The sequence below is a fragment of the Ruegeria sp. ABD4_443 genome (genome assembly GCF_056160865.1).
This window is the reverse complement of record NZ_JBSWYA010000002.1, coordinates 182,943-198,469: the sequence shown is the minus strand read 5'-3', so window position 1 is coordinate 198,469 and position 15,527 is coordinate 182,943. Positions and strand designations below refer to the sequence as shown.

General features: G+C 60.7%; 14 protein-coding genes. 7 read left to right on the top strand and 7 right to left on the bottom strand.

The annotated features are described in order from the left end of the window. Positions 1 to 71: 71 nt before the first annotated feature. The 3 genes from ACXAG8_RS05015 to ACXAG8_RS05005 are packed head-to-tail and all read right to left on the bottom strand — an operon-like array spanning position 72 to position 4,837. Positions 72 to 2,456 carry a transketolase-like TK C-terminal-containing protein gene (locus ACXAG8_RS05015; protein ID WP_475222654.1) on the bottom strand — a complete coding sequence of 795 codons (2,385 nt, stop codon included), beginning with the start codon at positions 2,454 to 2,456 and terminating at the stop codon, positions 72 to 74. 18 nt (positions 2,457 to 2,474) lie between these two features. Beyond that, positions 2,475 to 3,587 (bottom strand): glycine cleavage T C-terminal barrel domain-containing protein, encoded by a 1,113-nt coding sequence (locus ACXAG8_RS05010; RefSeq protein ID WP_475222653.1) that lies wholly within the window; start codon positions 3,585 to 3,587, stop codon positions 2,475 to 2,477. A 53-nt stretch (positions 3,588 to 3,640) separates the two neighbouring features. After that, positions 3,641 to 4,837 carry a methionine gamma-lyase gene (locus ACXAG8_RS05005; protein WP_475222652.1) on the bottom strand — a complete coding sequence of 399 codons (1,197 nt, stop codon included), beginning with the start codon at positions 4,835 to 4,837 and terminating at the stop codon, positions 3,641 to 3,643. A gap of 110 nt (positions 4,838 to 4,947) precedes the next feature. On the opposite strand from ACXAG8_RS05005, the gene ACXAG8_RS05000 reads away from it, so the two are divergent. Then, positions 4,948 to 5,400 (top strand): Lrp/AsnC family transcriptional regulator, encoded by a 453-nt coding sequence (locus tag ACXAG8_RS05000; RefSeq protein ID WP_475223106.1) that lies wholly within the window; start codon positions 4,948 to 4,950, stop codon positions 5,398 to 5,400. A 170-nt stretch (positions 5,401 to 5,570) separates the two neighbouring features. Here ACXAG8_RS05000 and ACXAG8_RS04995 read toward each other — a convergent pair whose 3' ends face one another. From ACXAG8_RS04995 to ACXAG8_RS04985, 3 genes are all read right to left on the bottom strand, one after another. After that, positions 5,571 to 7,391, bottom strand: coding sequence for a M3 family oligoendopeptidase (locus tag ACXAG8_RS04995; protein ID WP_475222651.1), 1,821 nt, complete (start codon positions 7,389 to 7,391; stop codon positions 5,571 to 5,573). An 82-nt stretch (positions 7,392 to 7,473) separates the two neighbouring features. Next, positions 7,474 to 8,451: an alpha/beta fold hydrolase gene (locus tag ACXAG8_RS04990; RefSeq protein WP_475222650.1), complete on the bottom strand. Its 978-nt coding sequence runs from the start codon at positions 8,449 to 8,451 to the stop codon at positions 7,474 to 7,476. After that, positions 8,451 to 8,741, bottom strand: coding sequence for an SCP2 sterol-binding domain-containing protein (locus ACXAG8_RS04985; protein ID WP_475222648.1), 291 nt, complete (start codon positions 8,739 to 8,741; stop codon positions 8,451 to 8,453). Before ACXAG8_RS04985 ends, ACXAG8_RS04990 begins: the two co-directional genes overlap by 1 nt. 70 nt (positions 8,742 to 8,811) lie before the next feature. On the opposite strand from ACXAG8_RS04985, the gene ACXAG8_RS04980 reads away from it, so the two are divergent. The 6 genes from ACXAG8_RS04980 to ACXAG8_RS04955 all read left to right on the top strand — a co-directional run bounded on the left by ACXAG8_RS04980 (position 8,812) and on the right by ACXAG8_RS04955 (position 14,713). Next, complete coding sequence (locus ACXAG8_RS04980; RefSeq protein WP_475222647.1) at positions 8,812 to 9,381, top strand: tetratricopeptide repeat protein; 570 nt, start codon at positions 8,812 to 8,814, stop codon at positions 9,379 to 9,381. 21 nt (positions 9,382 to 9,402) lie between these two features. Beyond that, complete coding sequence (locus ACXAG8_RS04975; RefSeq protein WP_475222645.1) at positions 9,403 to 12,252, top strand: helicase-related protein; 2,850 nt, start codon at positions 9,403 to 9,405, stop codon at positions 12,250 to 12,252. 6 nt (positions 12,253 to 12,258) lie between these two features. Beyond that, positions 12,259 to 12,624 (top strand): RNA-binding S4 domain-containing protein, encoded by a 366-nt coding sequence (locus ACXAG8_RS04970; protein WP_475222644.1) that lies wholly within the window; start codon positions 12,259 to 12,261, stop codon positions 12,622 to 12,624. 66 nt (positions 12,625 to 12,690) lie between these two features. Then, the gene (fdxA, locus tag ACXAG8_RS04965) at positions 12,691 to 13,029 is read left to right on the top strand and encodes a ferredoxin FdxA (RefSeq protein ID WP_475222643.1); all 339 of its coding nucleotides are present in this window, start codon (positions 12,691 to 12,693) and stop codon (positions 13,027 to 13,029) included. Positions 13,030 to 13,314: 285 nt separating this feature from the next. Beyond that, entirely contained in the window at positions 13,315 to 13,824 is a 510-nt protein-coding gene (locus tag ACXAG8_RS04960; protein WP_475222642.1) for a CarD family transcriptional regulator, read from the top strand. Between the two features lie 127 nt (positions 13,825 to 13,951). Further along, complete coding sequence (locus tag ACXAG8_RS04955; RefSeq protein ID WP_475222640.1) at positions 13,952 to 14,713, top strand: potassium channel family protein; 762 nt, start codon at positions 13,952 to 13,954, stop codon at positions 14,711 to 14,713. Here ACXAG8_RS04955 and cobS read toward each other — a convergent pair. After that, positions 14,710 to 15,474 carry an adenosylcobinamide-GDP ribazoletransferase gene (gene cobS / locus ACXAG8_RS04950; protein WP_475222638.1) on the bottom strand — a complete coding sequence of 255 codons (765 nt, stop codon included), beginning with the start codon at positions 15,472 to 15,474 and terminating at the stop codon, positions 14,710 to 14,712. The two genes, ACXAG8_RS04955 and cobS, sit on opposite strands and share 4 nt — an antisense overlap. Positions 15,475 to 15,527 lie beyond the last annotated feature (53 nt).

Genomic DNA, 15,527 nt, shown 5'->3' with positions numbered 1-15,527 from the left:
ATATCACCGCTTGTTTGTCTGCCCATCGGGGCAAATGTGTGACCGAGCATCGCCGCGCGGGTTTACGTCTTTCAGACCGCGCGTGGGAAGGGTATGCGCTTGCCAGCCGTCAGTCCATCAACCGCCGTAAGGATCCCTGGCCGGTCTATACCATAGTGGTGATAGAGGTGCTGGATCGAGCCCGTTTGCCCAAAATGCTCGACCCCAAGCGAAATCGCGCGGTGGCCTGCAACCGAGCCAAGCCACCCAAGTGCCGCCGGGTGCCCGTCCATCACGGTGACAATCGAACAGGAGTTGGGCAAGGCACCCAGAAGGTTTTCGATATGGGACCGTGCGTGCGCTTGTCCGCGCGCCCGGCTGCGCTGCGCGGCCGTCCAACCTGCATTCAACCGGTCGGCAGAGGTTACAGCCAGAACGCCAACGTCCCGCCGCGCCTCGGCCAATTGTCCGGCGGCTGCGATGGCTTCTTGCGCAACCGCGCCCTGATAGGCGATCACCACGTCGCAATTGGGCCCGGGCTTGCGCAACCAATAGGCGCCATCGACAGACCCCTGACGGAAAGCTTCATCCGCGCGCTTGCCCGGTTGTTCAAGCGGGGCGGTGGTCAGCCGCAAATAGACCGAGCCGCCGGTTTCATCACGCAGCCATGTGCGTTCATCCGGGTCACCGTCCCCGTCGCGCTGCAAATAGTCGAACGCCCATTCCATGATCACGGCCAACTCATCCGCAAAGGCGGGCTCAAAGCTGGCCAAACCATCCTGTGCCATACCTGTCAGGGCGGTGCCGATGGATTGATGCGCCCCGCCTTCGGGGGCCAGCGTGACGCCCGAAGGGGTGCCCACGATCATGAACCGCGCATCCTGATAACAGGCGTAGTTCAGGGCATCGAGGCCCCGGTGCACAAAGGGATCATAGACCGTTCCAATGGGAATGATCCGTTTGCCAAACAGCGAATGGGACAGGCCCGCAGCCCCCAGCAGGAGGAAGAGGTTCATCTCGGCAATGCCGAGTTCAAGGTGCTGGCCCTCTGGCGCGAAATTCCACTTTGCGGTCGAGGGGATGCGCTGTTCGATAAATGCATCGGCCTGTTCTGTGCGCGCAAAGAGCTTGCGGCGATTGACCCAGGGCCCAAGGCTTGTGGTGCCGGTCACATCCGGCGATGTCGTCAGGATCCGCTCTGCCAGCGGCCCGCCATCTTTGGCCAGACTATCCAAAATCTTGCCAAACGCCATTTGGGTCGAAATCTCTCGATCTGCGGCGATCTCGATCTGTGGGACCGGCAGCTTGGCATCGCCATGCCTGCGGGTGCCCTTGGCAAAGAAGGGGGCAGCGTCCAGAAACGTCTTCAGTCCCGCCGGGTCCGGCGTAGCGGCGAAAGGCTCCCATTCCTGGCCATCGGGCACCCCCATCTGCGCCTGCCATTCAGCCATCTGCGCGTTTGTCATGAGACCGCCGTGGTTATCCTTGTGGCCCGCGATCGGCGTGCCCCACCCTTTGACGGTATAGGCCAGAAAACAGACGGGATCGTCGTGGTCGATGCCGGCAAATGTCTTGGCCATGGTCTCTACACAGTTGCCGCCCAAATTCTCCATCAACGCGGCAAGCTCGTCGTCGCTTCTTGCATCCAGAAGGGCGGCCACCGGCCCCTGGTCGCCCAGATCATCCATCAGACGTTGCCGCCAGACCGCGCCGCCTTGATAGGTCAGCGCCGAGTAAATCTGGTTTGGGCACTCATCGATCCAGTTGCGCAGGGCTTCGCCGCCGGGTTCCTTGAACGCCGCCTGCTGCAAGACACCGTACTTGACGCGCAGCACTTGCCAGCCAAAAGCATCAAAGATCTTCTCGACGCGCTCAAAAAGCCCTTCGCGCACAATCCCATCAAGCGATTGGCGGTTAAAATCGATAATCCACCAGCAATTGCGCAGATCATTCTTCCAGCCTTCCTGCAGGGCCTCATAGATGTTGCCCTCGTCCAGTTCCGCATCGCCCACAAGCGCGACCATGCGGCCTTGTGCGACATCGCGCCCCCAATCCTTTGCGGTGATGAAATCCTGCACGAGCGACGCCAATGACGTGATCGCGACTCCCAGCCCGACAGAACCGGTTGAAAAGTCCACGTCATCCACGTCCTTGGTCCGGCTGGGATAGCTTTGCACGCCGCCAAACCCCCTGAAATTCTCCATGCGCGCGCGATCCATGTTGCCCATAAGGTATTGGATTGCATGAAAAACCGGGCTGGCATGGGGCTTGACCGCCACACGGTCCTCGGGCCGCAGCGCCGAGAAATAAAGCGCCGTCATGATCGAAACCATCGAGGCAGAACTGGCCTGGTGTCCGCCCACTTTGATCCCGTCCGCCTTGGGGCGGATGTGATTGGCGTTGTGGATCATCCAATGGCTGAGCCACAGCAGGCGTTGTTCAACGGTCTTGAGGTGTTTCGCGTGGATATGCGTCATCGGCTCAGCCCTGCTGGATCAAGTAAAGGGTATGTCGGTCACGCGGGCCGCGTGTTCCATCGGTCCGACCACGACGCGCAGAGGCTGGTCGGTGCCCGCAAGGTCGGCACGCATTAGACCCACGCCGATGGTTTTGCCCAGCCGTTCAGAATGGGCGAACTCGCTGACAAATCCCACATCCGTCCCGTTCAGGCGCAGTGGCACCTGATGACCCGGCGTCGCCGGTTGCCCGTCAATGATCAGGCCGACGCGGGTGCGTGTCGCACCTTCCTGCGCGATCCGCGCAAGCGCCGCCTTGCCAACAAACTCATACCCGCCTGCCAGATCAACCAGACCGCCCATCCCCATTTCGAACGGGTTGGCCCGATGGGTTTGAAGGCGCATATCGGCGCCATAAGAGATCAAGCCGCTTTCAAGCCGCTCGGTATCATTGGGCGCCCCGGGGCCAATGTCGAATGCCGCACCCGCTGCCTTGACTTTGTCCCACAGATCAACGCCCCGGCTGCCGTCCTGAAGATAAAGTTCGAACCCGCCCTGCTTGGACCAGCCCGAGCGCGCCAGGACCAGCGGAATGCCGTCCAACTCGGTCTGGGCAAAGCCAAAATACTTGAAGTCGCGGATATGATCGCCAAAGAGCGCCGCCGTCACATCCTCGGCCTTCGGCCCTTGAATCGCCAGTGGCGAAACGTCAGGTTCGCTCACCTCGACATCCCACCCACGTTCGTGCCCGATTGCAGCCGCCCAAAGGTGGATGTCGCTGTCCGCAACCGAGAGCCAATAGCGGTCATCGGCCAGTTTCAGCAGGACCGGATCATTGATCAGCCAGCCATCGTGATCGCACAGCGGCACATAGCGCCCCTGTCCGATCCTGGTCTTGCTCAGGTTGCGAGGGGTCAAATACTGTGCCAGCTTGCCCGCATCGGGGCCGCGCAGTTCCACCTGCCGCTGCGCCGCCACGTCCCACATGGCGACACCGTTGATGAGCCGGTCATATTCCGCCTGCGGATCGCCGAAATCGCCCGGGATCAGCATGTGGTTGTAGACCGAAAAGCTGCGTATGCCATCGCGCAGGGTTGCCTCGAAATAGGCAGATTTGCGCAGGTTTGGGCCGATGCCGATGTGATATGTCATGTGATTTCCTCCCGCACGTGCGTCTTACTTGATGATCGGAACAAAGGACAGAATCAGCCCGCCACAGCGACACATGGCGATGACAGGGCCTGGTCAAGATCGCTAAGGATATCTTCGGCGTCTTCCAAGCCGATAGAAAGCCGCACCAACCCGTCACTGATGCCATGGGCCTCGCGCTCTTCGGGTGCGTAAGTCGAATGGGTCATGGCGGCCGGATGCTGGATCAGCGTTTCTGCATCCCCCAGCGAGACCGCGCACTGGATCAGCGACAGGCGGTTCATCAGATCGCGCCCGGCTGACAGGCCACCGGCCATCTCAAAGGCAATCATCCCGCCGGGCAAGGCCATCTGGCGCTGCGCCAGATCATATTGCGCGCAAGAACGCAGGCCCGGGTAGCTGATGGCGCTGACATCCGGGTGGCTTTCCAGCCAGTGCGCAACCTGCTCTGCCGTGGCCGCGTGCCGCTCCATCCGCAGCGCCAGCGACTTCAGCCCTCGTTGCACCAACAGCGCATTGAAAGGGGCCATGACAGCGCCGGTCATATCCTTCATTCCAACAAGCCGGATCTGTGCAATCTGTTCCGCCTTGCCCACGACAAGCCCGGCGACCAGATCGCCATGGCCGCCCAGGTATTTGGTCGCTGAATGCAGAACCAGATCCGCGCCGTGTTCCAGGGGGCGCGTGATATAGGGCGTTGCATAGGTGTTGTCGACGATGACCGTGGCGCCGCTGGCATGGCCAATCTCGGCCACGCTGGCGATGTCCACCAGCCGCATGTTGGGGTTGGCGGGTGTTTCGAAATAGACGACCTTTGTCTTTTCGCTGATCGCAGCGACGAGGTTGGATGGATCGGTCAGGTCCACATGTGTGACCGTGATCCCGAACTTCGCCAGCCCGTGGTTCATAAAGGCAAAAGTGCAGCCATACAGCGTCTTGTCGACGATCAACTCATCCCCGGGGCTGAGCAACGTCCAAAGCGTTGCGGTGATGGCCCCCATGCCCGAGGCAAGCGCAAGCCCGGCCTCGGCGCCCTCAAGCGAAGCAATGCGTTGCTCAAGCAGGTCAAGGGTCGGGTTCGAAATACGCGAATAGAAGTAGCCCTCGCGCTCGCCTGCAAAAATCTCGCCTCCGGCTTCGGCACTTTCAAACGCGAAGGTTGACGCCAGGTGCAGGGGCGGCGTCAGGGCTCCATCGTTGTCCTTGGGGTCGTACCCGGTGTGAATGGCGCGTGTGGCAAATCCTTGGGTCATCTGAGGCGTTCCTTCTGTTTGGGCCAAACTAACAAATCGACCCGTGTAAAAATTGCAAATTGTGCCTTGATGTGACGCAGATTTGGCAGATACTGCTAAGAATGACAAAAATTGATCAAAAAGATCGCCAGATCATTCGGGCGCTGCAAAAGAACGGCCGGATCACGAACCAGGATTTGGCCGATGCCGTCAGCCTGTCACCTTCGCCGTGCCTGCGCCGGGTAAAAGCGCTGGAAAAGGCCGGAATCATTCGGGGCTACAGCGCCAGGGTCGATGCCAAGGCCTATGGCCTGGCGGTCACAGCCTTCGTCAACATCAGGCTTGAGCGCCACGATGAAGACACTGTGAACCGGTTCGAAGGGGAAGTGATGCGAATGGACGAGGTGCTGGACTGTCATGTCATGGCCGGACAGGCAGACTATCAGTTGCGCGTCGTGGTCGCCGACCTTGAACGTTATGAGCATTTCGTTCGCGAGCGATTGCAACGCATTGGCGGCCTCGCGTCAATCGATACGCGATTTGCCTACGGCACCATCAAGGAAGTCGCGGCCTTCCCGGTCTAATTGAGGTCTTGAGCAATTGGATCTCGTTGAAAATCCGAACAGACGCCAAGGTCTGCAACACGGCGAACAAAGTGTGGTACCTGCACGGAGGTGCCGCGACAGCAATGGCGCGCAGGCGCACAAGGCGGCCTGGTCCGCAAAACGGCCAAGCGCGCCCATACGAAGTGGCCTTAGCCCTCCATTGCCTCCAATTCGTCAATGAAGCCCGAGATCATCGACAGGCCCTTGTCCCAGAACGCGGGGTCGCTGGCGTCAAGGCCAAAGGGGGCAAGCAAGTCCTTGTGATGTTTCGAACCACCGGCGCGCAGCATTTCGAAATACTTGTCCTCGAACCCGTCGGCGCCGCTTGCGTAGACCGAGTACAGCGCATTCACCAACCCGTCGCCAAATGCGTAGGCATAGACATAGAAAGGTGAATGGACAAAATGCGGGATATAGGCCCAGAAGGTCTCGTACCCGTCCATGAATTCAAATGCCGGGCCAAGGCTTTCGGCCTGAACGCTCATCCAAAGGGCGTTGATGTCATCCGGCGTCAATTCGCCCTCGCGGCGTGCGGCGTGCAGCTTGCATTCGAAATCGTAAAACGCGATCTGACGGACGACCGTGTTGATCATGTCCTCGACCTTGCCCGCCAGCAGCACCTTGCGCTGTTCCGGGGTTTCCGCCTTGTCCAGCATCTTGCGGAAGGTCAGCATCTCGCCAAACACGCTGGCGGTCTCGGCCAGCGTCAGCGGGGTCGACGACAGCATCTCGCCCTGGTCGGCGGCCAGAACCTGATGCACGCCGTGACCAAGCTCATGCGCCAATGTCATCACGTCACGCGGTTTGCCCAAGTAGTTGAGCATCACATAGGGGTGCACGTCGGTCACGGTCGGGTGGGCAAAAGCACCCGGCGCCTTGCCGGGTTTCACAGCCGCATCGATCCAGCCTTTCGTGAAGAACGGCGCGGCGATCTCGCCCATGCGCGGATCGAAGGCATTATAGGCGTCCATCACGGTCTGTTCGGCCTCATCCCAGCCGACGATACGCGTGTCTTCCATCGGCAGAGGCGCGTTGCGGTCCCAGACCTGCATCACGTCCAGACCCAGCCATTTGCGTTTCAGCTCATAATACCGATGGCTCAGCTTGGGATAGGCGGCAACGACCGCCTCACGCAGGGCCTCGACCACTTCGGGTTCGACGTCGTTCGACAGGTGACGCCCGGTTTGGGCGGTCGGCATATTGCGCCAGCGGTCGACGATTTCCTTTTCCTTGGCCTGAGTGTTGTGAACGCGTGCGAAGGTTTTGATATTGTCCTGAAACACGGTGGCCAGTTCGCGCGCCGCGGCCTCGCGCTTGGCGCGGTCCTGCTCGGTCAACAGGTTCAGCGTGCCTTCGATATTCAGTTCTTGGCCATCAACGGTAAAGGTCAGCCCGGCGATGGTTTCGTCGAACAGCCGTTCCCATGCGTCACCGACAACGCCAAGATCGTGCAGGAATTTCTCAAGCTCGTCAGACAGTTGATAGGGTTTCATCGCGCGAATGCGGCGGAACACCGGTTCATATCGGGCCAGGTCGGAACTGGCCGCGAAATGCGCGTTTAGGGCGTCATCTTCGATGCGGTTGATTTCGAGCGTGAAAAAGACCAGCGGCGTGGTGAAAACGGTGATCTTTTCCTGCATGTCCGACAGGAACTTGGCGCGATCCGCATCGGTGGTCAGCTGATAATATCGCAACCCGGCAAAGGACATGACCCGGCCAGCCACCGCGTTGATCTTTTCGTTGCGCTGCACACAGGCCAGCAGGGCATCGGCGTCCAGACCGGACAGCTTGCCCTGGTAATCGGTTGCAAAGGCCGCGCATTCAGTTTCCAGCCAGCCCAGGTCTCGGTCCAGTTCCGGCGCGTCCTGAGACGCGTAAAGGTCGCTGAGATCCCATTCCGGCAGGTTGCCAAGATTGTCGGCACCGCCGACTGCGTTTGCGTCACGAACGGGAAAGGGAAGGTCGCGCATGGATCACCTTTTGAAATCTGCTTTGGCAGATATCTAGGCGCGCGGCGCCTGGATCACAAGCAGGCACCATCCGGGTTCGGGGTCACTGCGTCAGGGCCGGTTCCGGTGCGGCATTGGGACTGGCTGCCAGAAAATGAGCGGCAAGCTGGTCGATAACCGGGCCACGGACGTCCGGCGCCTCCATCAGCACCTCGTGTTCGCCATCGGGAATTTCGACCAGGGTGCCGTTGGGCCAGTTCGCCATGCGGGCGCGAATGGCCTTGCGATCAACGATCTGTTCGTGACTGCCCAGAAATGTCAGGCAGGGCGTATCGGGCGCGGGCTGGTCCATCAGCCAGGCACATTCGTCCAGCGATTCGCGCAGCCACAGGTTGGACGGCGCGCCCAGCGCAAGCTCGGGGTGGGCGTGCAGCTGGTGTCGCATCATCTCGAACATGTCCCGGTCGCGGGTCAGAACATTGCCGTCAAAAGGCTGCGACAGCACATAGCTTTCCAGCGAGGTCGTCGGAGGGGTCTTGGCGCCCAGGCCCAGCATCGTCCCCCAATATGCGGTCACGCGGCTTAGGGGTTTCATGATGGGGGTAAAGAATATACCCCACATCGGCCCCGTAAAGGCACAGGCGGCAAAACAGTCACGCTCGATCACGGCGCGCAATCCGATGGCACCGCCCATCGAATGCCCGATCACGAACCAGGGTTGCGGCAGGTCAAGCGCGGTCGCCACCGCCAGGACCGCTTCGACATCTTTCTGATAGTCGGGGAAATGGTCGACATGGCCGATGCGCGGGTCGTCCAGCAACCGGTCCGCCAATCCTTGCCCGCGCCAGTCGACCGCAAGCATCGCAAAACCGCGCCGGGTGAATTCCTGCGCCGTGGCATCGTATTTTTCGATGTATTCCGTGCGCCCCGGAAACAGCATGACCGTTCCATGGGCAGGTCCGTCGGGCAGCCAATGCCCGACGCGTATGCGTTTGCCATCCGAACTGTGCGCCCAATGGGCAGCACCACCGGCAGGACCGCCGGCCACGTCTTCAAAAAAGGGGGCCGGCGATAATTCCATCAGGCCAGCACCGAGGCAAGTTTCATGGCAATTCCCATGTCGCCATCCACGCTCAGCTTGCCTGCCATGAACGCACCTGTCGGGTTCAGGTCGCCGCTGAGGATCTGTTCGAACGTATCTGCATCCGCGCTCAGCGTTACGTCGGCCTCGTCGTCGCTGACGCGTGCACCGTTTGCATCCAGGACAATAGCGCCCAGATCGGCAATGGCAAACTTGGCCGACGCGTCGAAATCGCCCCCGGCAAGTTTCTCGTTCAGTGCGGCTGCGGCCTTTTCCAGTGTTTCGCTCATGGTTCTCCTCACTTTTGGTTATGCGCTGCGAATGGACTTCCGTGGTGGCAACGCTACACTGAACATTGTTATGAGCTTTGCAATCAACAATCTCAAAGGTACCGTTGCGGCAATTGCGCTGACAGTCACGTTTTCCACCACTTGCCTTGCGCAACAGGCCGATTCCCGTGACGAGGCTGAATTGCTGCAGCAACTGGCGCTGTCGACGCCGGAACAGGCGGCGGGGCTTGACCGGCAATTGCAGGCCCTGTGGTCGCAGTCCGGCTCGGCATCGGCCGACCTTTTGCTGGAACGGGGGCGCGAGGCCCTGGATGATGGCGATGTTCTGGCCGCCCTCGACCATTTGACCGCCTTGACGGATCATGCACCCGGTTTCGCCGAAGGCTGGCATGTCAGGGCATCGGCTTTTTTCGGGATCGAAAGGTTCGGCATGGCCGCCGCTGACCTTGAACAGGCCTTGGCGCTGAACCCCAACAATTACGAGGCGATTTTCGGTCTTGGCCTGATTTTCGAAGTGATGGAAGAGCCGGGCAAAGCCTTTGATGCCTATTCCCGCGCGCTGGCTATACATCCTCATCACGAGGAAGTAACCAATGCGTTGAATCGACTAAGGCCCCAGATCGAAGGCAAGGCGCTTTAAGATACGGGGCAGGGGGCAAAGGTGAGCGGGTCATCCCGAATCGTGGCCGTTCTGGGCCCGACCAACACAGGCAAAACCCATTATGCAATCGAACGGATGCTGGGGCACCGCACGGGTGTCATCGGCCTGCCGTTGCGGCTGTTGGCGCGTGAGGTTTACGACAAGATCGTTGCCATCCGCGGGCCGTCCGTGGTGGCGCTTGTCACCGGAGAAGAGCGAATCGTCCCGCCGCGCACGCAGTATTGGGTCTGCACTGTCGAGGCGATGCCCGAAGGGATGGGCGCAGATTTCGTCGCGATCGACGAAATCCAGCTTTGTGCCGACCCCGAGCGCGGCCATGTATTCACCGACCGCCTTCTACGGTCGCGGGGAACGGCTGAAACGCTGTTTCTGGGGGCTGACACGATGCGCGGACCCATCGCCGCGCTGGTGCCCGAGGCCCAGTTCGTGCGGCGGGACCGGATGTCACAACTGGTTTATTCCGGTTCGAAGAAAATCAGCCGCATGCCACCGCGCAGCGCCATTGTCGGGTTCTCGGTCGACAATGTTTACGCCATTGCCGAGCTTCTGCGCCGTCAGAAAGGCGGGGCCGCTGTGGTCATGGGCGCGCTCAGCCCGCGCACGCGAAACGCTCAGGTCGAACTCTACCAGAATGGCGAGGTCGATTTCCTGGTTGCCACCGATGCCATCGGCATGGGCCTGAACCTGGATGTGAACCATGTGGCTTTCTCGTCCCTGACCAAGTTCGACGGGCGTCGGATGCGGCCGCTCGCCCCGAATGAGCTGGCGCAGATCGCCGGTCGCGCCGGACGTGGCATGTCGGATGGCACCTTTGGCGTCACCGGCGAGGCCCCGCCGCTGGACGACGGTGTCGCGCAGGCCATCATGGACAGCCGGTTCACGCCGATGAAAAAGCTGAACTGGCGGAATGCCGCGCTTGGTTTCGGATCGGTCGAGGCGCTGATCGCGTCGCTCGAAATCGCACCCGACAGTGAGCATTTGATCAAGGCGCGCCCGGCAGATGACCTGAACGCGGTGAAATCACTGGCGCAGGTGACCGAAGTCATCGCCCGTGCCAGCGACCCGCAATCGGTCCGCCTGTTGTGGGATGTCTGCCGAATCCCGGATTTCCGGGGCATAAGCCATACCGAACATGCCAGCCTGCTTGAGGTGATATTTGGCCACCTCCATGAACGCGGTGCGATCCCGGACGAATTCATGGCGCGACAAATCCGCCGAATCGACCGAACGGACGGAGATATCGATACATTGTCCAAAAGGTTGGCATATATTCGCACCTGGACATATGTTGCGCAACGAAATGGTTGGGTGCGCGACGAATCGCATTGGCGTGCCGAAACGCGCATTGTAGAAGACAGGCTGTCAGATGCTTTGCATGACCGTCTGACGCAAAGATTTGTGGACCGGCGTACATCGGTATTGCTGCGCCGGCTCAAACAGAAGGAGGCCCTTTTGGCCGAGGTGAACGACAAGGGTGAAGTGACCGTCGAAGGCGAATTCGTTGGTCGTTTGGAAGGGTTCCGGTTTACCCCGGACAAAAGCGCGCAAGGGACCGAGGCCAAGGCGCTCAAGTCGGCCTCTCTGCAGGCGCTCGCGCCGCAATTCCATCTGCGTGCCGACCGCTTTTACAACGCGCCCGATACCGAAATTGATTTTACCGATCAGGGTGGCCTGATGTGGGGCGAATATGCTGTCGGCAAACTGGTTGCCGGGGCTGAGCCGCTCAAGCCGATGGTCGAGGTGTTCGTGGACGAAGCCGCCGGGCCGGATGTCGAGCAGAAGGTCCAGCGCCGCCTGCAGCATTTCATCGACCGCAAGGTGGCCGCGCTGTTCGAACCGCTGCTGAACCTGTCGCGCGACGAGGAACTGTCGGGGCTGGCCAAGGGCTTTGCCTTCCGCATGGTCGAAGCGCTTGGCATTCTGCCCCGCGCCGGGGTCGCCCAAGAGGTCAAGGATCTGGATCAGGATGCCCGTGGTGCCTTGCGCAAGCATGGTATCCGCTTCGGTCAGTTCACCATTTTCATGCCGCTCCTTCTCAAACCTGCGCCGACGCGTTTGCGGCTGGTTTTGTGGGGGCTTTCGCGTGGTCTTCAGGAATTCCCCGAAGCGCCGCCCCCGGGTCTGGTCACGGTGCCCGTCGCCAAGGGCGCGCCCGAAGGCTACGACACCATGTGCGGGTACCGCGATGCGGGCGACCGTTCGATCCGTATCGATATGCTGGAGCGCCTGGCCGACATGCTGCGCGCCGAAGACAGCCGGGGTGGTTTCGAGGCCAAACCCGACATGCTGTCGATCACCGGCATGACGCTTGATCAGTTCGCGGACCTGATGCAGGGGCTGGGCTACAAGGCCGAGCGCGGTGAGCGCGAAAAGGTCAAACCGGCCCCGGCCGAAGCTGCCAATGTAGATGCTGCTGACGCGGCAACTGGGGAAACGGCGGCCACCGCTGACGAGGCCCCAGAGACCGACGCACAGGCCGACGCGCCTGTTGCTGACGCCGCCGAAAGCGCCGAGGCCCCAGTGGAAACCACTGACGGCCAAGCGGCCCCGGCCGAGCCTGCCGTTTCCGAGCCCGCCTCGGACGAGCCCGAAGTCGAAGTGTTCTATACTTTCACCTGGGGTCGTCAGCGCCAGGCCAATCGTGGCCCGCGCCGTGAACAGCGGCAAGGCCAGGCCAAGGGCAAGCCGCGTGGCAAGCCACAGGATGGACGCGGCAAACCGCACGGCAAGAAGGGCGGCAAGCCGCAAGGGGCCAAGACATTCTCGTCACGGCCACCGAAAAAGGAAAAGGCGATCGACCCGGATAACCCCTTTGCCGCAGCGCTTATGGGTTTGAAGGACGGTAGCTGACCGCCGATGGCCGAGGCCAGGCTACGGATCGACAAATGGTTGTGGCAGGCGCGGTTCTTCAAGACCCGCAGCCTTGCCGCCAAACAAGTCAGCGGCGGGCACGTTCGGATCAACGGCGCAAGGGCTCTCAAACCCGCTCAATTGGTTGGGCCGGGGGACGTTCTGACGTTTGTACAGGGGCGCGAGGTGAGGGTCGTTCGCGTGGATGCGCTGGGCGTCAGGCGCGGACCGGCACCCGAAGCGCAAACATTGTACAGCGATCTGGGCCAGAAGCGGGACGCTGCACCACGAAACCCCGCATATGAAGGAAAGGGTCGGCCGACCAAAAAGGATCGCAGGGCGCTTGGTCTTTCTCGCACCCCTGACGGTTGATCATCCCTTGAAGACGGGACGATACTGAATTAGCTAGACGCCCAAACCGTATATGGGAAATCAACCATGACCTATGTTGTCACCGAGAACTGCATCGCCTGCAAATACACCGACTGTGTCGAGGTATGCCCGGTAGATTGTTTCTACGAGGGCGAGAATACGTTGGTCATTCATCCCGACGAATGTATCGATTGCGGCGTGTGCGAACCCGAGTGCCCGGCGGATGCAATCCGTCCTGACACCGAACCGGGGATGGAGCAATGGGTCGAGTTCAATCGCAAATACTCGGAACAATGGCCTGTCATTGTGACCAAGAAAGACCCGATGCCCGGTTACGAAGACCGCGACGGCGAAGAAGGCAAAATGGAGAAGTATTTCTCTGAGGCACCGGGCGAGGGAGGCTGAGCGATTCGGCCCGGTCCAAGGTTTGAAAACCCGCCTGACGCGCCTTGTAAGGCGTTGGAAAGGTTCCGGGTTTCAGAGCATTTTTTCCGTTGCGCTTTCCGGCGACGTAAAAATGTGATATACTCGCTCCCTACATGATGACCAGATTGGGGATGGACTCCGAAAGTATGATTGCTTTGGAGGTCTGAATTATTGACAACAACGCCGCCTGACGGGGCTGAAATCGGCCCCGCACGTGGTGCTTTTGTCGCCTGCGCCCCGGTCCGTAATGAAGGATAGAAGTGAATGACAAAGTCGAAGAAGCTTGAGTTCCGCCCGAACGACTATGTTGTCTACCCCGCCCATGGCGTGGGGCAGATCGTGTCGATCGAAGAACAGGAAGTCGCGGGATTTTCGCTCGAGCTGTTCGTCATCTCCTTTGAAAAAGACAAGATGACCCTGCGCGTTCCGACCAACAAGGCCACCGAATCCGGGCTGCGGTCGCTCAGCTCGCCCGATGTGATCAGCCAGGCGATGAAAACGCTCAAGGGCAAGGCCAAGGTCAAGCGTGCGATGTGGTCGCGCCGGGCGCAGGAATACGAACAAAAGATCAACTCGGGCGATCTGATCTCGATTGCCGAAGTGGTCCGCGACCTGCACCGTACCGACGACCAACGCGAGCAAAGCTACTCGGAACGGCAGTTGTACGAAGCCGCGCTTGAACGGTTGACCCGTGAGGTGGCCGCGGTGTCGGGCGCTGATGAGCTTTCGGCTGCCAAGCAGGTCGACGAGGTGCTGACGTCTCGCGCAGCCTGACATGACCCCGGAAATTGCAGAGAGGCCGCCCAGAGTTTCGGGCGGCCTTTCTTTTTTGAACGCCTTGGTGTCAAACGTGTTTTTGCCTTAAGCTCGTATCATTCGCGCTTCACTGTGCAGGGTTTGGATGAAACAGGCGGTCAAATTTCTGTATGTCGGCAGGGCGCCGGTTTCGATCCGGTTCCGGTACGGCCTGATCCTTTTCGACGCTTTGACGATCGTGTTCTTTGTGGCCACGGCCCATATTCCGCACGGCCCGGGCCTGATCGCTGCCAGTTGGGCGGTCGGGCTGTTCATCCTGCTGGATTTCTCGGCCCGGTTATGGATCGCAAAGGACCGGTGGAAGCTGCTGCGCCAGATTTATACGCTGGCGGATATCGTGGTGATCGTGTCCCTGATACTGGACCCGTTCCTGACCGGCAGCCTGGCCTTCCTGCGCATCTTGCGGGCCCTGCGGTTGATACATTCCTACCACCTGTTGCGGGACCTGCGGCGCGACAGCGTCTTTTTCCGGACCCATGAGGATGCCGTGATTGCGGCGATTAACCTGCTGGTCTTTGTCTTTGCGACAGCCACAGCCGTATTGGTCTTTTTCATTCCCGAAGGCAGCCAGACGCCCTATGTCGATGCTCTTTATTTCACTGTGGCGACCCTGACGACGACCGGATTTGGGGATATCACGCTGGCAACACCGGCAGGAAAATTGTTTTCCGTATTCATCATGGTGGTGGGGGTCGCCTTGTTCGTCCGGCTGGCTCAGGCCATCTTCATGCCCCAGAAAGTGCGCCACAAGTGCCCCAATTGCGGATTGTTCCGGCATGACCCGGATGCGGTGCATTGCAAACACTGCGGTGAAACCCTGCGGATTGAAACCGCGGGCGCGGCCTAGGTCAGGGCGGCCAGCACCAGTAGAAAGGCGATCTCTGATACCTGCTGCGTGGCCCCCAGAATATCACCCGTCTGGCCGCCGATCTTGATGCGGGCGATGCCCGCCACCGCCAATGCAGCCAGGGTCGCGAAACCCATGGCGACAATCGCACTAAGGCCAAGCAGGAAAACCGTCAGTGCGCCGCCAATCGCGACCCCGGCGCAAACGGCAGCCATGGGGGGCACACCGACGCTGTGGCTAAGCCCCGCGTTCCGCGCATTGGGCAGGGCCCGCATCACAACGGGCATCAGGCACCGCGAAAAGGCACAGGCCGCAATCAGCCCGGTCAGCACGTCGCCTGTCGTCAGGGCCGCGATTGCGGCGATCCTGAGAAGCTGGGACAGGCCCAGCGCCAATACGCCATAGCTGCCAATCTGGCTGTCCTTCATGATCTCAAGCCGTCTTTCGACCGTGTGCCCGCCCCAAAGCCCGTCGACCGTATCGGCAAGCCCGTCCTCGTGCATCGCGCCGGTTGTCGCGACCAGAACGCAGACCACCAGCGTGGCCGCAGCCATGGGCGGCAAGTTGGCGGCCAGGGCAAGCCATCCCGCCGCAGCACCCAAGGCGCCAACCGTCACCCCGACCAGCGGAAAGGCCCAGGCCGCCCCGGACTGGCGCGCAAACACCGCCGCGGGCAGGGGCGGTACAGGCAGGCGCGTCAACAACACCAAAGCAAGCGGAAAGTCCCAGGCCGAAAAGGGGCTATGGTCGTTTTTGTGCACTTACTGGCCTTCCGGGGACTTGTCGGTTCATCTGCTTCGGTTAAACACGCAGG